General features: G+C 58.6%; 21 protein-coding genes and 5 tRNA genes. 8 read left to right on the top strand and 18 right to left on the bottom strand.

All coding sequences use genetic code 11. From position 1 onward, the window contains the following. Nucleotides 1-13: 13 nt before the first annotated feature. From FQ182_RS03120 to FQ182_RS03105, 4 genes are all read right to left on the bottom strand, one after another. On the bottom strand, nt 14-2,044 hold the full coding sequence (locus FQ182_RS03120; protein WP_149410827.1) for a methyl-accepting chemotaxis protein: 2,031 nt from the start codon (nt 2,042-2,044) through the stop codon (nt 14-16). 172 nt (nt 2,045-2,216) lie between these two features. Beyond that, nucleotides 2,217-3,053: a regulatory signaling modulator protein AmpE gene (gene ampE / locus FQ182_RS03115; protein WP_149410826.1), complete on the bottom strand. Its 837-nt coding sequence runs from the start codon at nt 3,051-3,053 to the stop codon at nt 2,217-2,219. Continuing rightward, nucleotides 3,050-3,613: a 1,6-anhydro-N-acetylmuramyl-L-alanine amidase AmpD gene (gene ampD / locus FQ182_RS03110; protein ID WP_133099951.1), complete on the bottom strand. Its 564-nt coding sequence runs from the start codon at nt 3,611-3,613 to the stop codon at nt 3,050-3,052. The genes ampE and ampD overlap by 4 nt, the downstream gene beginning before the upstream one ends. 61 nt (nt 3,614-3,674) lie before the next feature. Continuing rightward, nucleotides 3,675-5,858, bottom strand: a complete 2,184-nt coding sequence (locus tag FQ182_RS03105) for a DUF1631 domain-containing protein (protein ID WP_149410825.1) — start codon at nt 5,856-5,858, stop codon at nt 3,675-3,677. A 283-nt stretch (nt 5,859-6,141) separates the two neighbouring features. On the opposite strand from FQ182_RS03105, the gene nadC reads away from it, so the two are divergent. Further along, nucleotides 6,142-6,990, top strand: a complete 849-nt coding sequence (gene nadC, locus FQ182_RS03100; protein ID WP_149410824.1) for a carboxylating nicotinate-nucleotide diphosphorylase — start codon at nt 6,142-6,144, stop codon at nt 6,988-6,990. Nucleotides 6,991-7,110: 120 nt separating this feature from the next. Here the strand turns inward: nadC and FQ182_RS03095 are convergent, their stop codons facing one another. From FQ182_RS03095 to FQ182_RS03080, 4 genes are all read right to left on the bottom strand, one after another. Beyond that, a complete protein-coding gene (locus tag FQ182_RS03095; protein ID WP_149410823.1) occupies nt 7,111-7,416 on the bottom strand; it encodes a DUF6388 family protein in 306 nt (101 codons plus the stop codon). A gap of 136 nt (nt 7,417-7,552) precedes the next feature. Continuing rightward, nucleotides 7,553-7,625: transfer RNA gene (locus FQ182_RS03090), tRNA-Thr, on the bottom strand. A gap of 39 nt (nt 7,626-7,664) precedes the next feature. Then, the gene (locus FQ182_RS03085; protein WP_149410822.1) at nt 7,665-9,083 is read right to left on the bottom strand and encodes an O-antigen ligase; all 1,419 of its coding nucleotides are present in this window, start codon (nt 9,081-9,083) and stop codon (nt 7,665-7,667) included. A gap of 89 nt (nt 9,084-9,172) precedes the next feature. Further along, entirely contained in the window at nt 9,173-9,586 is a 414-nt protein-coding gene (locus FQ182_RS03080; protein ID WP_149411057.1) for a pilin, read from the bottom strand. Between the two features lie 215 nt (nt 9,587-9,801). On the opposite strand from FQ182_RS03080, the gene FQ182_RS03075 reads away from it, so the two are divergent. The 4 genes from FQ182_RS03075 to yacG are packed head-to-tail and all read left to right on the top strand — an operon-like array spanning nt 9,802 to nt 12,702. Beyond that, entirely contained in the window at nt 9,802-11,010 is a 1,209-nt protein-coding gene (locus tag FQ182_RS03075) for a type II secretion system F family protein (RefSeq protein WP_149410821.1), read from the top strand. Between the two features lie 2 nt (nt 11,011-11,012). Beyond that, nucleotides 11,013-11,885, top strand: coding sequence for an A24 family peptidase (locus tag FQ182_RS03070; protein WP_149410820.1), 873 nt, complete (start codon nt 11,013-11,015; stop codon nt 11,883-11,885). After that, complete coding sequence (coaE, locus tag FQ182_RS03065) at nt 11,882-12,505, top strand: dephospho-CoA kinase (RefSeq protein ID WP_133099958.1); 624 nt, start codon at nt 11,882-11,884, stop codon at nt 12,503-12,505. The genes FQ182_RS03070 and coaE overlap by 4 nt, the downstream gene beginning before the upstream one ends. Next, a complete protein-coding gene (gene yacG / locus FQ182_RS03060; RefSeq protein ID WP_149410819.1) occupies nt 12,502-12,702 on the top strand; it encodes a DNA gyrase inhibitor YacG in 201 nt (66 codons plus the stop codon). Before coaE ends, yacG begins: the two co-directional genes overlap by 4 nt. Here the strand turns inward: yacG and FQ182_RS03055 are convergent. The 3 genes from FQ182_RS03055 to FQ182_RS03045 form a co-directional block, all read right to left on the bottom strand. After that, on the bottom strand, nt 12,699-12,914 hold the full coding sequence (locus FQ182_RS03055) for a hypothetical protein (RefSeq protein WP_149410818.1): 216 nt from the start codon (nt 12,912-12,914) through the stop codon (nt 12,699-12,701). The two genes, yacG and FQ182_RS03055, sit on opposite strands and share 4 nt — an antisense overlap. 63 nt (nt 12,915-12,977) lie before the next feature. Next, nucleotides 12,978-13,667, bottom strand: a complete 690-nt coding sequence (locus FQ182_RS03050) for an energy-coupling factor ABC transporter permease (RefSeq protein WP_133099960.1) — start codon at nt 13,665-13,667, stop codon at nt 12,978-12,980. Continuing rightward, entirely contained in the window at nt 13,664-14,131 is a 468-nt protein-coding gene (locus FQ182_RS03045; protein WP_149410817.1) for an FAD/FMN-containing dehydrogenase, read from the bottom strand. The genes FQ182_RS03050 and FQ182_RS03045 overlap by 4 nt, the downstream gene beginning before the upstream one ends. Before the next feature lie 102 nt (nt 14,132-14,233). Here FQ182_RS03045 and FQ182_RS03040 point away from each other — a divergent pair, with 102 nt between their 5' ends. The 3 genes from FQ182_RS03040 to FQ182_RS03030 all read left to right on the top strand — a co-directional run bounded on the left by FQ182_RS03040 (nt 14,234) and on the right by FQ182_RS03030 (nt 16,485). Beyond that, entirely contained in the window at nt 14,234-14,863 is a 630-nt protein-coding gene (locus FQ182_RS03040; protein WP_149410816.1) for a DUF1780 domain-containing protein, read from the top strand. A gap of 89 nt (nt 14,864-14,952) precedes the next feature. Further along, the gene (locus FQ182_RS03035) at nt 14,953-15,126 is read left to right on the top strand and encodes a DUF3094 family protein (protein ID WP_149410815.1); all 174 of its coding nucleotides are present in this window, start codon (nt 14,953-14,955) and stop codon (nt 15,124-15,126) included. 60 nt (nt 15,127-15,186) lie between these two features. Then, nucleotides 15,187-16,485, top strand: coding sequence for an NAD(P)/FAD-dependent oxidoreductase (locus FQ182_RS03030; RefSeq protein ID WP_149410814.1), 1,299 nt, complete (start codon nt 15,187-15,189; stop codon nt 16,483-16,485). Between the two features lie 195 nt (nt 16,486-16,680). Here FQ182_RS03030 and FQ182_RS03025 read toward each other — a convergent pair. The 7 genes from FQ182_RS03025 to rluD all read right to left on the bottom strand — a co-directional run bounded on the left by FQ182_RS03025 (nt 16,681) and on the right by rluD (nt 21,776). Beyond that, a tRNA-Pro gene (locus FQ182_RS03025) sits at nt 16,681-16,757 on the bottom strand. A gap of 95 nt (nt 16,758-16,852) precedes the next feature. Beyond that, nucleotides 16,853-16,928, bottom strand: a tRNA-Lys gene (locus tag FQ182_RS03020). 5 nt (nt 16,929-16,933) lie between these two features. Further along, nucleotides 16,934-17,010: transfer RNA gene (locus tag FQ182_RS03015), tRNA-Pro, on the bottom strand. A gap of 9 nt (nt 17,011-17,019) precedes the next feature. Then, a tRNA-Asn gene (locus tag FQ182_RS03010) sits at nt 17,020-17,095 on the bottom strand. A 300-nt stretch (nt 17,096-17,395) separates the two neighbouring features. Continuing rightward, nucleotides 17,396-19,960: an ATP-dependent chaperone ClpB gene (gene clpB, locus FQ182_RS03005; protein WP_149410813.1), complete on the bottom strand. Its 2,565-nt coding sequence runs from the start codon at nt 19,958-19,960 to the stop codon at nt 17,396-17,398. A gap of 131 nt (nt 19,961-20,091) precedes the next feature. Then, on the bottom strand, nt 20,092-20,817 hold the full coding sequence (gene pgeF / locus FQ182_RS03000) for a peptidoglycan editing factor PgeF (RefSeq protein WP_149410812.1): 726 nt from the start codon (nt 20,815-20,817) through the stop codon (nt 20,092-20,094). After that, a complete protein-coding gene (gene rluD, locus FQ182_RS02995) occupies nt 20,814-21,776 on the bottom strand; it encodes a 23S rRNA pseudouridine(1911/1915/1917) synthase RluD (RefSeq protein WP_149410811.1) in 963 nt (320 codons plus the stop codon). The genes pgeF and rluD overlap by 4 nt, the downstream gene beginning before the upstream one ends. Between the last annotated feature and the right edge of the window lie 13 nt (nt 21,777-21,789).

Here is a 21,789-nt window from a genome sequence, read left to right as displayed (position 1 = left end):
CTACTGCCTCATCTCACACCCGAAACGCACCGATCAACTGCTTCAACTCGATCACCTGCAATGACAAGTGTCGGCTAGCCTCTTCGGTCTGATGCGCCCCCTGCGCCGCATGCTCACCGGCACGGTTAATTTCGACGATGTTCTGGTCGATATTATGGGCCACGGCTGTCTGCTGCTCCACGGCGGCGGCGATCTGTTGGTTTTGATCGACAATCATGCCCACGGCACCCAGGATATTTTCCAGGGCCTGCTGGACCTTTTCCGACTGCCCGACCGTGCCATTGGCCATCTGATGACTGCTGCCCATAGCCTTCACCGCCGCGCCGACGCCGCTGTGCAGCTTGGCAATCATCTGTTCGATTTCTTCGGTGGAGTGCTGGGTGCGCTTTGCCAGGGTGCGCACTTCATCGGCCACCACCGCGAAACCGCGGCCTTGCTCACCTGCCCGCGCCGCTTCGATGGCCGCGTTCAGTGCCAGCAGGTTGGTTTGTTCGGCAATGCTTTTGATCACTTCCAGCACGCGGCTGATGGATTGGCTGTCGATGGCCAGTTGATTGATCACCAACACTGACTGATCGATCTCGGACGCCAACAGTGCAATGCTGCCCTGCTGGGATTGCACCAGGCCACGGCCGCTGAGAGTTTCATCGTTAACGCTGTGGGCGCTGCTGACCGCAGCCGCTGCGCTGCGGGCCACTTCCTGAGCAGTGGCGGACATCTGGTTCATGGCCGTCGCCACCTGTTCGATCTGGCTGCGTTGGCCAGAAACGGCCTGGTTGCTGCGGGCCGATACCGATTCCACTTGCCCGGCCTGGCGCTCAACTTCACTGACGGTCTGCCCTACCCGTTCGATCAGGTCGTGGATTTTCGCTACCGTGCCATTGAACACTTGGCCCAGATCCCCCAACTCATCGCGGCTTTGGGCGACAAACGTGACCGTCATGTCGCCAGCCGCGACCTTGTCCATCATCGCCCCAAGGCGGCGCAATGTAGTGCGGGTGGAAGCGTAGAAACCTCCATACAAATAGACAATCAGCAAAAACACCGCCGCCAGGGCTGACACCAGCACCACCATGTGCGTGCGGTTCTGCGAAAGACGCGCCTGCAACTGCTGGTCGAGGAAGGTCAGGGTTGCGTCATCGAACTGATAAGTCTTGGCCATCAGGCTGCTAACCTCGTCATAAAAGCCCTGCCATGGCGCGTCAAGGGTTTCGGCCATCACTACCTGCTCTTCGAACAGCTCGCTGCCTTGCTTGAGGCTGCCCTGGCTGGCATTAGCCAAGGCATCAAGCGCACCGTGGGCGGCCTTGCTCGAACCGAGGGCATCTTGCAGCTTCAAACCGTATTCGGCCTGGAGCTTTTCCAACTGCTGCAACAACTCGTCAAAGCGGGTGCTGGAAGATGAATTGAGAAAGCCCTGGCCCAGGGAATAAGCGCCCATCGCCCGGCCTTCGCCCAGGGTCTGGGTGACTTGCGGGGTAACGCTGGTGATCAATTCGCTGAGTTGGCGCAGGTCACTTTGCGGATCACGACTCAAGCCTGACTGGCTGGCAATGATCTGGCTGAGCATCTGCGCCTTGTTGAGGAGTTTGCCGATCAGCGCGCTTTTGCTCAGCAGAGAGGATTCCGTTTGCTGGGCCTTGAAAGCGGCGATCATCTCGTCGCGCTTGCCTTCAAACACCGCGACTTGCTCGGGATCGGCCGCCATGGCCTTAAAGCCTTGCAGGCGTTCCAGCACGCTCTGTTCCAGGGCGCTGATTTTGCCTTCGATATCACCGGCCTTGCCTGATTGACCCAGCGTCGCGTTGATCTGCACTTGGTTGTTCAGCGTCTCCAGGTCGCGGCGCAGGGTCAGACTGCTGCCCAACAGGTCCAGGCTTTGCAGCTCAATCTGCGTGCCCTGAAACTCGCGCCAGGAATCGCGCACCAGGTAATAGTTGGTCACCAGCATGGGCAGGAAAAACAGCACGCTGATCAAGCTGAACTTCATGCCGAAGCTCAAACGGTTCATCAACGCGATGGCGGGATAGAGCAAGCTATTCACAGGTGAACTCCCTTTTCTTTTATTTTTATTGAGGCGCAGGGCGGCGGCAGATAGCCACTATTTGGCGCTCAATCTGTATAGCTCAATTTGAAGGGGAGTTTTGTAACTTAAGGTTAACGACCATCGCAGGCAAGCCAGCTCTCACACTGACCGTGCCCGCTTCAATATCAACTCAGGGCAACACGATCCAGATGGCAAACCCGGCATACCACAGTACGGCAGCGCGTAGCAGCAGCTCCCAGATACGGTCCAGGCTGTTGATGCCGTCAGCGCCCACCACCGGCGGCGGGATTTCGCCGGCTACCAGGCCGACCTTCTCCACCAGTTGGGCGGCGCTGATGTCCCAGTTCAGCAGCTCATGGAGCATGACCCTGCTGACCGCGACAAAATTGCCTACCAGGGCGAAACTCGCCGCCAGCAAGCGCACCGGCAACCAGTCGAAGGCATGACGCAACTGCCCGGCACGCTCCACTACCAGGGGATTTTTCCCGTGCTCAGTCGTCAGCGCCAACAAACGATAGGCCAGCGCCGCCACTGGGCCGAGAAGGAAGTACCAGAGAATAACAGCGAAGAAACTCTGATAGGCCTGCCACAACAAATGGCCCTGGACCTGCTCCAGCAGTTGTTCACCACTGTCCGCGCCAACACCCATGTCACGCTCGGCAACATGTTCAGCCGCTTGCAGGTCGCCACGGCGCCAGGCATCGCGAAACGGCCCCAGCCCGGCGAGCAAGTCGCCCCGCCCCAGGCTGTAGATCACCACCAGCAGGTGCACCGGCAACGCCAGCAAACCATAGGCCACCGGCTCCAGCATCAGCAGCAACAAACCCAGCAGCGCTACGGGTAACAGCACCAACAACGCCAGGATCAACCAAGGCTGTTTGCCCAATCGCGCACTGGATTCCAGCTTGGCCAACTCTCGCAACCAACCGCCGTCACGCTGTACCCGCTGGCGCAAGGCCGAGAACTTCTCAATCCATACAGCCAACACCAACACCAGAAAACTCATTGTGCTTGTCCTCCATCCTGCAAGGCGCTGCGAAAACGCGCCCAATCAAAAGCCGGTCCTGGATCTGTCTTGCGTCCCGGGGCGATATCGCTGTGACCACAAATGCGCTGGCGCGTAATGCCCGTGTAGGCAACCAGCAATTGACGGCTCAGCTCGATCAAGGATTGGTACTGGGCATCGCTAAAGGGCAGATCGTCCGTCCCCTCCAGTTCAATTCCCAGGGAAAAATCATTGCAAATCTCGCGCCCCTCGAAGCTCGACACCCCGGCATGCCAGGCACGGTCCAGACACGAGACAAACTGCGTCACCGCACCATCGCGCTCAATCAGAAAGTGCGCAGAAACCCGTAGATCGGCGATCCCTTCAAAGTAGGGATGTTCCGTGACATCTAGGCGATTCTGGAAAAACTCCTGCACTTTGCCGGTGGCAAACTGCGCCGGCGGCAAGCTGATGTTATGCACCACCAACAGGGAAATCTCGCCGCTGGGGCGCTCATTAAAGTTGGGCGATGGGCAATGGCGAATACCCTGGCACCAACCGCTGGTGGGGTCCAACTGCATACAGGTTCCTTGAGCAAGGCTGGGATGGACCAGTATGCCGCGATCCACCCTGTGGTTGCGATCACTTGGCGCGATTGAGTTGGCGCAGGTTGCCAATCACCGAGGCGAGTGCCCGGTCGAACAACAGCGCGTCGTCAAGGGTCCGCACCCCACCACGCTTGAACTCCAGGGCCAACTGCGTGCAGGTTTTCTCAAACACTTTGAGGCCCGCGCGATTGACAAAAATGTAGCTGTTGGCAGGCGCAATAATCGCCGTCAGCTTGCAACTCAGGGTGTTTTCTTCATCTTCCTGGAACTCGACCCAACTGCCGATGCGCAATTGGCGAACCTTGAGCATATCGGGATCATCATCCGGCAGGCTCACCGTATCGATCGGCAAGACAGGGCTCAGCACAACTTTTTCGCGTACCTCGACCAGGGTCCCAATCGGCTGCGGCGATTGCCCCGCCCCGACGCCCTGGAACGATTGCACATGCAGCGCTTGCAACTGAGTGAAGAATTCACGGGTAATAAAGGGATCGAACGCCGCCCCGCTCAAGCCATCGCGCAGGGCCTTGAGCAGCGCCGGCAATTGCTCCAGCAGATGGCGCCCGGCCTCGGTGTCTTCGCTAAGGCCAGCACTCCAGATCAATTCGTCCATGGTCTGCAACCCGGCCTGCCATTGCGGCGACTGTTCACCGTGCTTGAGGCACGCCAGCAACAGGACCTGGCTCCAGGCCTGTTGCAGGAACTGCACCACTACTTGCGGCAAGACTTTGCCCAGCAGCCTGCGGTTGAGGGCATAGGCCACCCGCTGGCGGGCCTGTTCGGTGCGGGCCCGGCCTTCTTCGGCGTCGCGGGTACGCTGTTCGAGCAATTCGCTGCGACGTCGCTCATCGCTGGTAAAGGTGGTGAACTCCAGCAACAACTCGGAAAAAATCGCTGGGTCATCGACAAAATCATTCAACAGCCGCTGCACCACTTGTTCGATGCGCAAGTACAAGCTGTCGCGCTGATAGTCGTCGCGCTTGCCCCAGCCCATGGCGGCCGTGCCGATTTCATTGAGCAGCCGTCGCGCCGGGTGGCTGCCACGACTGAAAAAACTCTTGTCCAGCACCGCCACTTTCAGCATGGGAATCTGCAAGCGGGCAATCAATGCCTTGAGGGAGTCGGGTAAGGTGCGGTCGTCGAGAATGAACTCGAAGAGCATCGCGATCAGGTTGATCACGTCCTCGTCGGCGACGTCGACCACTCGCGATTTGCCACTTTTGACGCTGACGCGGGTCAGCAACTCTTCCAACTGGCTGCGCAGGTCGAAATCGTCCTCGACCGCCGGCTCCGGAACGTATTGCTGCAAATGGGAGAGCAGGCGCAGCAAGTCACGGGTTGAAATCGGTTGGGCCTGGGCGCTGGCTTCAAGGGTCGGGGCGACGCTGCCACGCACGGCGAATAGCAATTTTTGCAGCGCAACGAAGGCCTGCTGCTCGCCTTCGTCGGCCTGGAAATCGCCAGCAGGGGTGGCGTCCGCTGGCGGGAGGACCCGAGCAGTGCGCTCACCAAGACGCCGGGATGGCACCGCCTTGAGTTCGGGCAGCACACCCGTTGCCAGCAGCAGTTGATTGGCTTCGCCATACAACTGATCGGCATCACTGAGTACGTATTTTTCAAACAGCTTGAGAATGATCAGCTTGACCCGAATTTCCACCCCCATACTACGCCCGGCCTGCAGGAAGTACTCGCAGAGCATCGCCGGGCCGAGGGGGTTTTCACGATCATCCAGATGCTTGCCCAACAGCGCACCCAGGCGTGCAGTCAATTGGCCAAGGGCCAAACCGTCACGGTGCTGGACCCTGCCGAGCATGGCCTCCAGGGCCACGGCTTTTTCCAGATCGTCCGCAGACACACCGGGCACCGCATCGTAGGAAACCGTCGGCAGCAATTGCAACTCGCCCCGCCCGGCTTGCCCCAGGTTGATGAATGCTGCAAAGAGCTGCTCCACAAAGCCACGCTCGAAGTTCTTGCGCTTGAGGCGCAGGTCTCGCATGGCTTCAAAGAAAATGTTCTGGTCAACATTGTTGCGGGCCTTGTCGGCCATTTCGAACAGGGTGTCGTCGGCGTTATCGAACAGTTCCTGCAAACCCTGCTTGAGTTGCTGGACCGCCTTGTCACGAACCTGAAGCAAAATCACTGGCAGGCGGGCAAGCGGCGAAGGCTTCGCCTGCGCAGCGATCTTGTTGATCGGCACCACCTTTCCGTCATTGTGCATCCTGGCCTCCTGAAACGGTGGGTTCGGTTTTGTGAAAAATCGATACAGCCAAGGGCATCAAGACCCATGGGCACTACAATTATCGGGACATCACCGAGACGTCAAAGCTATGACGCCAATTGAAAGGCGCAAGATTATCTTGCAAATGGGGACTATTGCGCCAGCGAACTCTGTACTTGCCTTGTAATAAGGCAGGGCAGCAACGGTGGCACAGCGGTTTGGCACCTTGGGTTAGGCGCTGCCATACCCCTATAATCGAGCCACTTTGTTTGTGGAGCCCGTTATGCCCAATCTTCGTCTTGCCGACCTGACCGCCGAAATCGAAGCCAACGTGCGCCGCGCATTGCTGGAAGATATCGGCAGCGGCGACATCACCGCGCAACTGATCCCGGCCGAACGGCTGGCCAAGGCTACGATCATCACCCGCGATGCCGCAGTCATCAGCGGCACAGCCTGGGTCGATGCGGTGTTCCGCCAGTTGGACCCGCGTGTCGCCGTGCATTGGCAGGTGCGCGACGGTGAGCGCGTGAGCCCCAACCAGGTACTGTTTCACCTCGAAGGCCCGGCCCGTTCACTGCTCAGCGGTGAACGTTGCGCACTGAATTTCCTGCAACTGCTGTCAGGCGTTGCCACCCGTGCGCAATACTTGGCGGACTTTGTCGCCACCACCCAGGTCAAGCTGCTGGATACCCGCAAGACCCTGCCGGGGCTGCGCCTGGCGCAAAAATATGCCGTGACCTGCGGCGGTTGTCACAATCACCGCATCGGTTTGTATGACGCCTTCCTGATCAAGGAAAACCATATCGCCGCCTGCGGTGGCATTGCCCAGGCCATCAGCGCCGCCCACAAGATCGCCCCGGGCAAACGGGTGGAAATCGAAGTGGAAAGTCTGGAGGAGTTGCGCGAAGCACTGGCGGCTGGCGCCGATATCATCATGCTTGATGAATTGAGCCTAGACGACATGCGCGAAGCGGTGCGCCTGAATGACGGAAAGGCGAAACTGGAAGCCAGCGGCGGGATCAACGAAAGCACATTGCTGCCCATCGCCAAAACCGGGGTGGACTACATTTCCATTGGCGCAATGACCAAGGATGTGAAGGCCGTGGATTTGTCGATGCGCCTCAGTCTCTGAGTCGCTTTAAAATGTAGGAGCGAGCTTGCTCGCGATGGGCGTTAACGATGACGCGGGAAGCTTGGCACCCCGCGTAGCGCTCAGGTTTCTCGCGAGCAAGCTCGCTCCTACCACTGCGTCTCAAATCGCCAGGTTATTCATCCCGCAGTACTCGTTCCAGTCGACGCCCAGCACTTCGGCAGCCTCTTTGTGCAGGGCCAGGCGCGCCACTTCGAACTCTTCAGGAGTGGAGGTGTACTTGAGGGTCAACTCCCACGGTTGGAGCCCCTGGGCCTCGGCCTCATCCTCAAATGACCATTGGATCTGGTCCTTCTGATCATCGGCACTCAGGTCCTTGATCTCATCAAGGAGTTCCGGAGACTCTGCGACGTACTTTTTGAGAGCTTGTTCGTGCCGCACTTCCTGGGTCACTTCTTTTATGGTCATGTCGTTCTCTTTGATCTAGGAATGGGGATGCATCTGGGTCATCAAGGTTGCGCAGATACAAAAGAACAGGCATGAATACCGGTTCGTCTGGCCTTCAGAACCATTCTGGGATCATCTGAAAACTGTGTTGCCTTTTTGCCCGAGACAGGAATCGAACCTGCGACCTTCGCGTTACGAGTGCGCTGCTCTACCAACTGAGCTACACGGGCGGTAGGCTAAAGCTAGCACTGCCTTGGACGTCCGGCAACTCACTGCTTTGGGAGTGCAATAACCCCTTGGGCCCAGAAGCGTGGCTGCAGATGTACTTTGCTGGCGCCCACGTAATGCTGGTTACGCTCATTGATGTGAGGCACGTCTCTAATTGCGACGAACACCAGCAATGCAACAGACAGGACAATCAGCACCGTCCACATCCAGTACAGCAGCGGCATCGTGGCGCTTGGGCACGTTCGCCACGGGTGCAAGGCCATCAGCCAACCAACCACCAGCGCCAGCCACAGTTGCGAGTTTGGCATCACTATCACGCCGTCAACCATGGCTTGGGTCAATGCGCCGATCAACGCGGCAAATAGACACAGGCGCAGCAGGTCTACGGGTGCAATAACGCTGCGCTGCTGACGCAGCACATTCAAGGTCGGCCAGATCCCCCGCAAAGCCAACCCGGCCACGCACAAGGTCGACAGCACGCCCCACTCGCTGGCCCATTGCAGAATCGCCTGGTGCGGGTGAGCGGCAATGTCGTTGGCGATATCGGCAAAATGCATCGGCCCGAAGCCCAGCAACGGGCGCTCGCGGATCATGTCCCAAGCCTGCCACCAGATGGGGCCACGCCCGGAAAGAGAGGTGGTCAGGCGGTCGCCGGCGATATTGTCGATTTCAATCCCCAGATACCCCGTCAGTGCGACGAACAACAACCAGTACAGCAGCAATGCGCAACACAGGGCAGCCAATTGCCAAGCCAGCCAGCGACGCCCCCAAGGGCCCAAAAACGCCAGGACTATCCCGGCAGTTCCCAAACCGAGCCAGGTTCCGCGGGTGCCGCCACTGATCGCGATCAGCCACCAGACACACAACAAGGCGAACACACAACTTCGTACCGCACGACTGGTAGCCGAGGCCAGCAGAGGAAGTGCCAGCAACGGCAAGGTAAACGTCTGGAACTGGCCATAAAAGCGCTTGTTGGAAAATCCTGACAGCAGCAGGTCCGTGTTCAACACCGGTTCGCCGCTGGTAAAGGCGATAGCGCCAGCATATAGATACTGACTGCTTTTGATCAGGCACAGCAGCACCACGAAGAGGACCAATGCCCGATCAAGGGACTCGTCGCCATTGCGCCTAAGCGTGGCGAGAGCAGCAGCAATGGCGCCACAGGTGATTACCAGCGCCAGCTCAGTCAGCGCCCAGGACGGCTGATGGGCCAACAACGACGAGACCAGGCCAAGCCCAACAATCACCGCCAGACCGATAGCGGCGGGCCTGTCGACCAGTCGTTGCCTGCAAGCCAGCGAGGAAACCGACAGCCCATAAATCAACGCGCAAAAACCCACGACAATTTGTATCGTACGCTGCAAGTCATGGGTGCTGAACGAGGGATAGATACCCAGCGCCAGAAGACACAGCGCCACCACCAGGAAAACGCTTCCTCGTTGCTGCACGGATAACGTCATGGGCAACCTCTACGTCCTTGTGGATTGTGTGGGAGCAGGGCTCCCGCACTGGATCTATATTGCCGTGTAAATGCTGCCCGGCTTAATGGTCACGCACCGCCAGCCGTGCAACCTTTTGCAGCGTATTGATCATCGGACGTGGTGGAACATTTCCAGCCGGTAGTGGCACCGCGGGTCAAGGTGATGGTCTTGCCCAGGACTGGCGCGGGGGCATTGATAATTTCACAGGCCATCGAGCCGGCGCCCGTGGCGACGTCACCCGTTACGGTGATCGTGCAATTGGCCGTCGGGCTGGTGCCGCCGATCAATGCCAAGGTCGGAGCAGCCCCCTGGTTGAGGGTGTCCTCAAAGCCTGCTTTCAATGCGGAAATTTCCGCCAGGCCCGCCGTGAACTTGGCCTTGGCCTGGTGCTTGGTATAAATGGGCAGCCCGATAGTGGCCAAGATGCCGATGATCGCCACGACGATCAACAACTCGATCAAGGTAAAGCCTTTCTGACGCATCACACTCACTCTCCAGAATAAGACGGGGCTCACGCCCCCATAGCAAAGCACATCCTGTGCCCTGTCCTCAGCAACCGCGCCAGTGTACTCACCCGCGTCCGGCCAATCGCGCACAAGACGCACAATCTGACATTTTTTCAGTTACCGCCTTCCTGCCGGACACACACTGGTGACTAAGCTGTAGATCTTCACCTGTCCGAGTGAGGTAGTGCGAAATGAATGATGTATCCGTGATCTACGCTTGGGAAGGCACCCACCAGAACGGCCGCAAGGTGTCCGGCGAAACCAGTGGCCACAATCGCGCCCTGATCAAGGCGCAGCTGCGCCGGCAAGGAATCCGCCCCGGTAGGGTATGGAAAAGGTCCCGCATTCTTGCGAACATCCGACACCCCATCAGCCCCGCCGACATCGCCCTGTTCACCCGCCAACTGGCGACTCTGTTGAAAGCAGGCATTCCAATGTTGCAGGCCTTCGACATCATCTGCGAAGGCTTCGACAATCGGCATATGCGCTCGCTGGTGCATGGACTGAAGCAAGAGATCGCCGCTGGCAGCAGCCTGGCCGTCGCCCTTTTTAAAAAACCGCAGTATTTCGACGAGCTGTACTGCAACCTGATCGCAGCAGGTGAACAGGCTGGCGCCCTGGAAACCCTTCTGGAGCGCGTGGCAATCCATCTGGAAAAAAGCCAACAACTCAAGGCCAGGATCAAGAAGGCAATGACCTACCCGCTGGCAGTGCTGGTTGTCGCCACTGTCGTCAGCGCCATCCTGTTGATCCATGTCGTGCCGCAGTTCCAGGGGCTTTTTGCCGGGGTTGATGCACAGTTGCCGGCTTTTACCTTGATGGTCATTGCGCTGTCCGAATTCATGCAACAAGCCTGGTGGATGCTCGTACTGGCCTTGGGTACCAGTGTTTTCGGCCTGCGCCACATCCATCGCCGATCACCCGGCTTTCGCCACTGGCTGGATGCCAGTTTGTTGAAAATCCCACTGACAGGCACACTGCTGAAAAAGTCGGCCGTCGCCCGCTATGCCCGTACGCTCTCCACCACTTTCGCGGCCGGGGTACCGCTGGCGCAGGCATTGGATTCGGTGGCAGGGACCGCCGGCAACGGACTATTCAGACAGGCAATCAATCGTATGCGCCAGGATGTATCAACAGGGATGCAGTTGAACCAGACCATGGCTTGCAGTGGCCTATTTGCGGGCATGGCTATTCAGATGACCGCCATCGGTGAGGAGTCGGGCACCCTGGACAGCATGCTGGAAAAAGTTGCCAACCATTACGAAGCGGACGTCGACAATATGGTGGACAGCCTCACCAGCCTCATGGAGCCGCTGATAATGGTAGTGCTCGGCGGCATTGTCGGGGCGCTGGTGGTGGCCATGTACCTGCCAATCTTCCAACTCGGCGCGGCGTTTTGAGCATGCCACTGAACGAAGTGCTGACCGATCAGCCATGGGTGTTCGTATGGATCGCGCTGGTGCTTGGCCTGATCATCGGAAGTTTCCTCAACGTGCTGGTGTGGCGCCTGCCAAAGATGCTGGAGCGGGAATGGCGGGGGCAGGCCCATGAAGTACTGGGCCTGCCCCCGGAGCCAAGCGGCCCAACCTACAACCTGCTGCACCCCAACTCCTGTTGCCCGCACTGCTCGCGGCCAATTCGCCCCTGGGAAAACATTCCACTGCTCAGTTACCTGCTGCTCAGAGGCCGCTGCGCGGGGTGCCATAACCCCATTAGTGCACGCTACCCCCTCGTCGAGTTGGCATGCGGGCTAATCTCGGCGTTCATTGCCTGGCATTACGGCTTCGGTTGGCAGGCCGGTGGGGTATTGCTGTTGAGCTGGGGCCTGATTGCGATGACCTTGATCGATGCTGATCATCAATTGTTGCCAGATGTGCTGGTATTGCCCCTGCTCTGGCTCGGGTTGATCGTCAATCAGTTTGGCCTGCTTGTGTCGCCGCCTGACGCGCTATGGGGCGCGGTTGCTGGCTACATGAGCCTGTGGTCGGTGTTCTGGCTGTTCAAACTGATCACCGGCAAGGACGGCATGGGCCATGGCGATTTCAAGCTGCTGGCCATGCTCGGCGCCTGGGGCGGCTGGCAAATCCTGCCGATGACGCTGTTGCTCGCCTCGTTGGTCGGGGCGATAACGGGCCTGATCCTGCTACGGCTACGTAACGCCCAGACGTCGACACCTATGCCTTTTGGTCCTTATCTGGCCATTGCCGGCTGGATTGCATTGCTCTGGGGTGGTCAAATAACCGACTTCTATTTGCAGTCTGTCGGTTTCAGATGACCACTCCTGTTGCAACACCCTGGATTCTTGGCCTCACTGGCGGCATCGGCAGTGGCAAAAGCGCGGCGGCCCAGCACTTTGTCGACCTTGGCGTGGACCTGATTGACGCCGACCACGCTGCCCGCTGGGTGGTCGAACCCGGAAGGCCGGCACTGGCGAGTATTGCCGAGCATTTTGGCGCTGATGTTCTGCTGCCCGATGGCCAATTGGACCGCGCAGCCCTGCGCAAGCGGATCTTCGAAGTCCCCGAAGAACGCCGCTGGCTGGAAGCTTTGCTGCATCCGCTGATTGACGAAGAGATTCGCAGCCATTTGGCGCGAGCCCAATCGCCTTATGCGATCCTAGTGTCGCCGCTGCTGATCGAATCCGGTCAGTACACCATGACTCAGCGAGTCCTGGTGATCGACGTGCCGCAATCGCTACAGATTCAGCGTACCCTTCAGCGCGACGGCATCAGCGAAGAACAGGTGCAGGCGATTCTCAAGGCCCAGGCCACTCGGGAAGACCGCTTGCGCCATGCCGACGATGTGCTGGTCAATGACCAAGACCTGGCCTGGCTGCACAGCGAGGTCGAGCGACTGCACCACTTTTACCTTACTTTGCGTGGAGGCCGATCATGAGCCAACCCTTGACAGTCGAATGCCCAACCTGCGGCGCGCCCGTGGAATGGAAAGAGACCAACACCAACCGGCCGTTCTGCTCGGACCGCTGCAAACTGATCGACCTGGGTGCCTGGGCGTCGGAAGAACACAAGATTGCGCTCAGCCCGGACGCCGAGGACGAGCTGTTCTCTGAAGACCTTCAACCAAAACACTAAGGCCGCATAAAGCCGTAATCCTGCTGATCGTCGAGGTTCTCCGCGAGAAATTGCAACTCGTCGGCCAGGTCCTCGACGCTGCGCACGCCCTTGCTCTGCTGCACCACCGCACTGAGCAGGGCGCGCAGGCTCAAACCCGGATCAAAACCGATTTCCTGTGCCGCATCCTGGCTTCTGCGTAACTCCTGCCGTGCCCACTCGTACACACTCATGATCGTGCTCCTGGAAGTTTCGCAGAGCATGAGACCACTTGCCTGCCCAGGATTTGACCTGGATCAAGACCGCGAATCGTCGTCCTTCCAGGGCGCCGAGAGGTACCGTGTGCGGTTGAAGGTTTCCAGCCATTCTGGGCGAAACACCACCAGCGCACTGATTACCATGCCGTTGATAAAGGCTTCGGGGAAAATGATCAGCCACAGGTAACCGACGAAATCCTCCAGCCATTCAGGCATCGCAAAGCGCCCGTCAAACCACAACAGCCCCAACCCTACCAACAGACACAGCAATGCCGACAGAGCCGCCGCAAAAAAGCCGGAACAGAAGATGTACACAAATGGATTGCGCGGCCGGGCTCGCTCCACCAGCAACGCGCAGGCTTCGGTGACCAACACCGGCAACAGGACCAGCAACATGCCGTTGACCCCGACCGCCGCCAAGTCTTGGCGGCCGAGCAGCACCAGGCCGACTTGCGCGATCAGCCCCGCGACGATTGCCAGGGGCCAGTCGAGCAACAGGGTCACGGCGGTCATGCCGATAAAGTGGTAAGACACGCCAGTGTCGAAATCCCGCCGTACCAGCCACAACATGAATAGCGCGAACATCGTGCCAAACAGCAGGTGCTGACGTCGCCGGTCAGCAAACAGCTCGACCCAGGGCGCACGCAGGACCGCCCACATCACCACCGGGGCGTACAGCAGCCAGCCGATGATAAGGGTTTCTGGCGCAAGCACGGCTGCGCTGATCACGGCTTCACCTGCTCCAGGGCTTGGCGCAGTTCGCAGGCAGAGCTGTATTCGTGTCGCGCCACCAGCTTGCCGTTGTCCAGTTGCAGCCACAGCACTTTATCCACAGGCGCCGGATAACGGGGAACGATCCGCGCGTCGCGATCGAGCATGACGCGGTAGTTGTAAGCCTGCATCGCCGGAACCGCGAACAACTTGGCGACCAGCCTGGGCATACGCTGAATGTCGGCAACAAACACCACATGCCGCGCCTCCAGATAGCCTTGGGGCCGGCCTTGCAGCGCCGTATCTACCCGTTTGGCGGCGTCCATACTGCGCGCCACCAGCAAGATTTTCGCTTGGTTATCGAGGGTGTAGGCCACGTCGAATTGATCGAGCAGGGTCCAGGGCGCCACTTGTTCGCCCACTTCGACGGCCTGGGCCCAAAGGGGAAAAAGGCTCAAGAACACCACGACAAAAAACTTCACCACATACTCCTCATGCCAGGGATAGCCATCAAGTGGCCAGTCTACACCGACCTTTTGACGCGGGACTTCCTGCGGTCATCATTTGAACGCTAAGCTTTAGCCATGGATGACTCAGATTATTTGCGCCTGCTCACCATAGCGGCCGAACAAGCCAACGCGTTCCTGTCCAATGCCCGCAAATGGGAGCGTGAGCGTTGGGTCTGCCAGCGCCTGCTGCAAGGCTTGAACGTGCCCTACCGTGCCGAAGAGTTTCATGCCGCCGGGCAAGAGCCCCCAGACGTGCTGTTTCGCGACGCCAGTTTTGAAGTGTTTTTTGTCCTCGACGAGGGCCGGCGCCTCAATGACGAATGGCGCGACGAGCTGTTGCGCCGGCGCAGCGCATTCTCCCTGAGCCAATTGGTGCGGCGCGAGGCCAAGCCCAAACGTATTCCCGCCCATGAGTTCCTGCTGCGCCTGGCACCGACCCTGCGCAAGAAAGCCCATAACTACAAGGAGCGCGGGATGGACCTGGGGGAGCTGGATATCATCGCCTTCGCCAGCCTCAAGCGTGAGGTGCTGGACCTCAACAGCCACTTCCCCCCACCCACCGAATACCTGCGCCAGGGTTGGCGTTCCTTGTCATTGGTGGGGCCAACGTTTGCCAGGGTGCTGTTCGCCCACCCCGAGGCCCCGGATTTCTTGCGCAACAACCTGGGGCGCAGCATAGTGTTTGATGTCGGCATCAGCCTGTGAATCGATCAACGACTATGCTGCTGGCAATGCCGCCAATCGCACGGCTGTAATGTGGCTCCCTTTTGCAACGTCTACCTGACGAGGCCCTTATGACCAGCCGCTTGAACCCCGACGACCAACAACATGTCGAAGAGTACCTGCAACTGTCCCAGAACCAGGTCGAGCGCAAGCCTTTCCGGCCGTGGCTGCTCCTTGGTGTGGTCCTGGTGATAGTGATCGGGCTGGGTCTGCTGAGCCGCCTTTTGAGTTACCTGACGCTATGAGCTGCCTGGCGCTCGCTCGGGTAACTGCACCGATTTCTTTTAGCCTTGCGAGATATCCCCATGACCCATCGTATTATTATCGTCGGCGGCGGCGCCGGCGGCCTGGAGTTGGCTACCCACCTGGGTAAGACTTTGGGCAAGCGCGGCACAGCCAGCATCACGCTGGTGGACGCCAACCTCACCCACATCTGGAAACCATTACTGCACGAGGTGGCAGCGGGCTCGCTGAATTCTTCGGAAGATGAACTCAACTATGTCGCCCAGGCAAAATGGAACCACTTCGAGTTCCAGCTGGGGCGCATGAGTGGGCTTGATCGCGAGCAGAAAAAAATCCAACTGGCCGCCACCCTCGACGAACAAGGCCTGGAATTGGTGCCCGCCCGTGAGCTGAGCTATGACAGCCTGGTCATCGCCGTCGGCAGCACGACCAATGACTTCGGCACCGCGGGCGCAGCGCAACACTGCCTGTTCCTCGACACCCGCAAACAGGCCGAGCGTTTCCATCAGCAACTGCTCAATCACTATTTGCGCGCCCACGCCGGGCAGACCGATGCAGTGGAACAGATCAGCGTGGCTATCGTCGGCGCCGGCGCGACCGGTGTTGAACTGGCTGCCGAGTTACATAACGCCGCCCACGAACTGGCAGCCTATGGCCTGGGCCGGATCAAACCGGAAAACATGCACATCACCCTGATCGAAGCCGGGCCACGGGTGTTGCCTGCCCTGCCAGAGCGCATTGGCGGGCCGGTGCATAATACCCTGGAGAAACTCGGGGTTACGGTGCTGACCAATGCAGCAGTCAGTGAAGTGACCGCCGACAGCCTGATCACCAGCAGCGGCCAGGTAATTCCTGCCAGCCTGAAGGTCTGGGCTGCTGGGATTCGCGCACCAGGTTTTCTCAAGGACATTGCCGGGCTGGAAACCAACCGCATCAACCAACTGCAGGTCTTGCCGACCCTGCAAACCACCCGTGACGAAAACATCTTCGCCTTCGGTGATTGCGCGGCCTGCCCACAACCGGGCACCGACCACAACGTGCCACCACGGGCGCAGGCGGCTCACCAGCAGGCGTCGTTGCTGGCAAAATCGCTGAAATTGCGCATTGAAGGCAAGGCGTTGCCCACCTACAAGTACACCGACTATGGATCGCTGATCTCGTTGTCGCGTTTTTCAGCGGTGGGTAACTTGATGGGCAACCTGACCGGCAGCGTGATGCTGGAAGGCTGGTTGGCGCGGATGTTTTATGTGTCGCTGTATCGCATGCACCAGATGGCGCTGTATGGCTTCTTCCGCACAATGATGTTGATGCTGGGCAGCAAGATTGGGCGCGGTACGGAGCCGAGGCTCAAGTTGCACTAACAGCGCAGTTTGATGTGGAGTGCCCGGCTTCTGTGGGAGCCGGGCTTGCCTTATTGCCGGTGAGTTAAGGGAATGGAGCGCCTAACATTACTCCGTGGTGAGCGGGCTTGCCCGCCAAAGGGTATTCGCCAGCTGCCCTACCGCTATCGCAGGCAAAAAAAATCCCCGTATCTTTCGATACGAGGATTTTTAATATGGTCGGGGTAAGGGGATTCGAACTCCTGACATCCTGCTCCCAAAGCAGGCGCGCTACCGGACTGCGCTATACCCCGGTAAAAAAAGGCGACCTTTACAAGTCGCCTTCTACGATCAGTGCTTTTGGCCTCTGATCTTAAGATTCGATTCCAGCGTTAACTGGGTTCAAAAATGGTGGGTCGTGTGGGATTCGAACCTACGACCAATTGGTTAAAAGCCAACTGCTCTACCAACTGAGCTAACGACCCAAATATGGTCGGGGTAAGGGGATTCGAACTCCTGACATCCTGCTCCCAAAGCAGGCGCGCTACCGGACTGCGCTATACCCCGGCTTGAAATTGGCTCCGTGACCAGGACTCGAACCTGGGACCCAATGATTAACAGTCATTTGCTCTACCAACTGAGCTATCACGGAACTACATATTTCAAAGTGAAACTTTGCTGCTTACTACCTTCTCTTCGACCCGATTGCATCGCTGCGTTCGTGCCTCCGAGGCGCGCTATTCTACAATCTTAAAAACCCCTGTCAACCCTTTAAATTGCTTTTAAGACAATGATTTGCGACTTGTTTCAGATTTCTCCTTGGGGAGAAGAAACCGTTGGGCTGACATACTGCGGGGCGCACTTTACAAGCCTTTGCCTTACAGTTCAACGCCCTATCGAAAAAAAAGGCCCCGCAGTGCGGGGCCTCTTCTTATAGCCATGCAGTCCGGGCTTAGTGAAAGACGATTTCGTCGTGTTCCACAGTTGCCGTGACGCTGGTACCAGGCATAAAGCTGCCCGACAAGATCAACTGCGCCAACGGGTTCTCGATCCAGCGCTGGATCGCACGCTTCAACGGCCGTGCGCCATACACCGGGTCATAGCCCACAGCGATCAGTTTGTCCAACGCCTCGCCACTCAGGTCCAGCGCCAACTCGCGCTCCGCCAGACGACTGCGCAGGCGACCCAACTGGATCTCGGCGATACCGGCAATCTGATCTCGGGCCAATGGCTCGAAGATCACCACTTCATCGATCCGGTTAATGAACTCCGGCCGGAAGTGCGTCGATACCGCATCCATCACTGCTGCGCGCTGCGCTTCGCGATCGCCCACCAGCTCCTGAATCTGCGCCGAGCCCAGGTTGGAGGTCATCACGATCACCGTATTGCGAAAATCCACGGTACGTCCGTGGCTGTCCGTCAGACGGCCGTCTTCCAGCACTTGCAGCAACACGTTGAACACATCCGGATGGGCCTTCTCGACCTCGTCCAGGAGGATCACCGAGTAAGGCTTACGCCGTACCGCTTCGGTCAGGTAACCGCCTTCTTCGTATCCCACGTAGCCTGGTGGTGCCCCGATCAGGCGAGCCACAGAATGTTTCTCCATGAACTCGGACATATCGATCCGCACCATGGCCTCTTCAGTATCAAAGAGAAACTCGGCCAAAGCCTTGCACAGTTCGGTTTTACCCACACCGGTCGGGCCAAGGAACATGAACGAGCCGCTCGGACGGTCCGGGTCGGACAACCCGGCTCGGGAACGCCGTACCGCGTTGGACACCGCGACCACCGCCTCTTCCTGGCCGATGACACGCTGGTGCAACAGGCTTTCCATTTTCATCAATTTGTCGCGCTCGCCTTCGAGCATTTTCGACACAGGAATACCCGTCCACTTGGAGACGACTTCGGCAATTTCTTCCTCGGTCACCTTGCTGCGCAGCAACTGGTTCTCGCTTTTGCCGTGCTGGTCGACCATTTGCAGGCTGCGTTCCAGGTCAGGAATCACCCCGTACTGCAACTCGGCCATGCGATTCAGATCGCCCTTGCGGCGGGCGGATTCCAGTTCCTGGCGGGACTGCTCGATCTTTTGCTGAATCTGAGCAGACCCCTGGACTTCGGCTTTTTCCGCGGCCCAGATCTCTTCGAGATCCGAATACTCACGCTCCAGACGGGCAATTTCTTCCTGGAGTTTTTCCAGGCGCTTGATCGCCGCCTCATCCTTTTCTTTTTTCAGGGCCTGGGATTCAACCTTAAGTTGAATCAGGCGCCGCTCCAGGCGATCCAGCACTTCCGGCTTGGAGTCGATTTCCATGCGAATGCGGCTGGCCGCTTCGTCGATCAGGTCAATGGCCTTGTCGGGCAACTGACGATCGGTGATGTAGCGATGGCTCAATTTGGCCGCCGCGATGATCGCGCCGTCAGTGATCGCCACCCTGTGGTGAACCTCATAACGCTCTTTCAGGCCCCGCAGGATTGCGATGGTGTCCTCTTCGCTCGGCTCTTCCACCAAAACTTTCTGGAAGCGGCGCTCAAGCGCGGCATCCTTTTCAATGTACTGACGGTATTCGTTGAGCGTGGTAGCGCCGACGCAATGCAACTCGCCCCGTGCCAAGGCGGGCTTGAGCATGTTGCCAGCATCCATGGCGCCTTCGCCTTTACCGGCGCCGACCATGGTGTGCAGTTCGTCGATAAATAGAATGATCTGCCCTTCCTGCTTCGTCAGCTCGTTAAGCAGAGATTTCAAACGCTCTTCGAACTCGCCACGAAACTTGGCGCCAGCAATCAGCGAGCCCATGTCCAGGGACAACAGGCGCTTGCCCTTCAGGCCATCAGGCACTTCACCATTGATGATGCGCTGGGCCAGCCCTTCGGCAATGGCGGTTTTACCCACGCCAGGTTCACCGATCAGCACCGGATTGTTCTTGGTGCGACGCTGCAGGACCTGGATGGTGCGGCGAATTTCGTCGTCACGGCCAATCACTGGATCGAGCTTGCCTTCTTCAGCGAGCTTGGTCAGGTCGACGGTGTATTTATCCAGGGCTTGGCGGGACTCCTCATGATTAGGGTCATTCACCGCCTCGCCACCGCGCAGGTTGTTGATGGCATTTTCCAGGGCCTTCTTGCTCACGCCCTGGCCCAGCAACAATTTGCCGAGTTTGCTGTTCTCGTCCATGGCGGCAAGCAACACCAGCTCGCTGGAGATGAACTGGTCGCCCTTCTGCTGGGCCAGGCGATCTGCCTGGTTGAGCAGGCGCGCCAAATCCTGGGACATATTCACGTCGCCGGTAGGATTTTGGATTTTTGGCAGTTGGTCGAGCTCTTTGCTCAACTCTTTGCGTAGGCTGTTGATGTCAAAGCCTACCTGCATCAGCAACGGCTTGATGGAGCCGCCTTGCTGCTCCAGAAGCGCCTGCATCAAGTGCGCAGGCTCGATGGCAGGATGATCAAGGCCAACCGCCAGGGATTGAGAGTCCGATAATGCCAACTGCAATTTGCTGGTTAAACGATCAATACGCATTAGTCACCTTCCTTTTGAGCAGGCCGGAGCTATAAACACATCCTGAATGAAGAAACCTGCCAGACACCCCTATAGATGCGGTCGATTCTGGAAGATTCAAGCTGCCCGGGATTGATGTAGATCAGAAGAGTCTAGCGTTCGAGCCAGACAAGGGAGGCAAACCGACCGGTGCGAGGGCTGCGCCGGTAAGAATAGAAGCGAGGGTCAGTCACGGTGCAAAAACCACCACCGTATACCGCGGTAATGCCGCGTGCGGCCAAGCGCAGGCGAGCTAACTGGTAGATGTCGGCCATGAACTTGCCCGGATTTTGGCTGGGAACGAAAGCTTCAGCCGTTATAGGCAATTGCTGCATGAAGGCTTCGCGCACTTGCGGGCCGACCTCAAAAGCTTGTGGACCAATGGCCGGCCCCAACCAGACCAGTACTTCGGCAGGAGCAACCTCCAGGCTTTCGAAGGCCGCTTCCAGTACACCAGCCGCCAAGCCACGCCAACCGGCATGAGCTGCGGCGACACGAGTACCGGCGCGATTGCAAAACAAGGCAGGCAAACAATCAGCCGTCATCGCCGTGCAGGCGATGCCGGGGGTGCTGGTCCAACTGCCATCGGCCTCGGCAATACGGCCAGGATCGGCTTCGACCACAGTCACACCGTGGACTTGGCGCAACCAGGCCGGCTGAATAGAGAAGACATCAGTCAAGCGTCGACGATTTTCGCTGACAGCCTCGGGGCTGTCTTCGACATGATCGCCAAGGTTGAGGCTGTCAAACGGCGCCAGACTGACGCCGCCAGAACGAGTGGTGACACAGGCTTTCACCCCGGCCGGCGCGGGCCAGTCAGGAATCAGCCAGTCACTCATCCGATAAACGCCTCACGATCCTGCTTGAGCAGCGACAACAACCAGACAAAGTCGTCCGGAAGTGGCGATTCCCAGCTCATCCGCTTACCGCTCGTCGGATGATCCAGCTCCAGGAAGCGTGCATGCAGCGCCTGACGCGGGAAGGTTTTCAGGGATTCAATCATGGTCGCACTGGCCGCCGGCGGAATACGGAAGCGGCCGCCATAGGCCGGATCCCCGACCAACGGGAAGTTGATGTGGGCCATGTGCACCCGAATCTGGTGAGTACGACCGGTTTCCAGCTTGACCCGCACATGAGTGTGGGAACGGAAACGCTCCAGCACGCGATAATGGCTGACGGCCTGCTTGCCGCCCTCCATCACCGCCATGCGCTGGCGCTGCTGGCCGTGGCGACCGATAGGGGCGTTGATCTTGCCACCTGCCGTTACCACACCGATCACAATGCATTCATAGATCCGGCTAACGCTGCGGCTCTGCAATTGTATAACCAGCCGCGTCTGCGCCTGAATGGTCTTGGCCACCACCATAAGACCGGTGGTGTCCTTGTCCAGTCGATGCACGATGCCGCAGCGCGGGACATTGATGATGTCCGGCACATGGTGCAACAAAGCATTGAGCAGGGTGCCATCAGCGTGCCCGGCAGCCGGGTGAACCACCAGGCCCGCGGGTTTGTTGATCACCAGGATGTCGTCGTCTTCATAGACGATGTCCAGTTCAATGTCCTGGGCGATCCATTCTCCCTGGGCTTCCTGCTCGGCAGTCAGCTCAAGAATCGCACCGCCATGGACTATGTCTCGCGGGCGGATAACCGCTCCATCCACAGTCAGGCGGCCGTCTTTGATCCAGGCGGAAAGGCGCGAGCGCGAGTGCTCAGCGAATAATTGTGCGGCGACTTGATCGAGGCGTTGGCCGCCCAATTCGGACGGCACCTCTGCGCTAAGTTCAATTTTATCGGACATGCTCAGACTAGGC

Source organism: Pseudomonas sp. ANT_H4, assembly GCF_008369295.1.
Lineage (GTDB): Bacteria > Pseudomonadota > Gammaproteobacteria > Pseudomonadales > Pseudomonadaceae > Aquipseudomonas.
The sequence above is the reverse complement of the archived record's forward strand: the minus strand, read 5'-3'. Positions and strand labels throughout refer to the sequence as shown.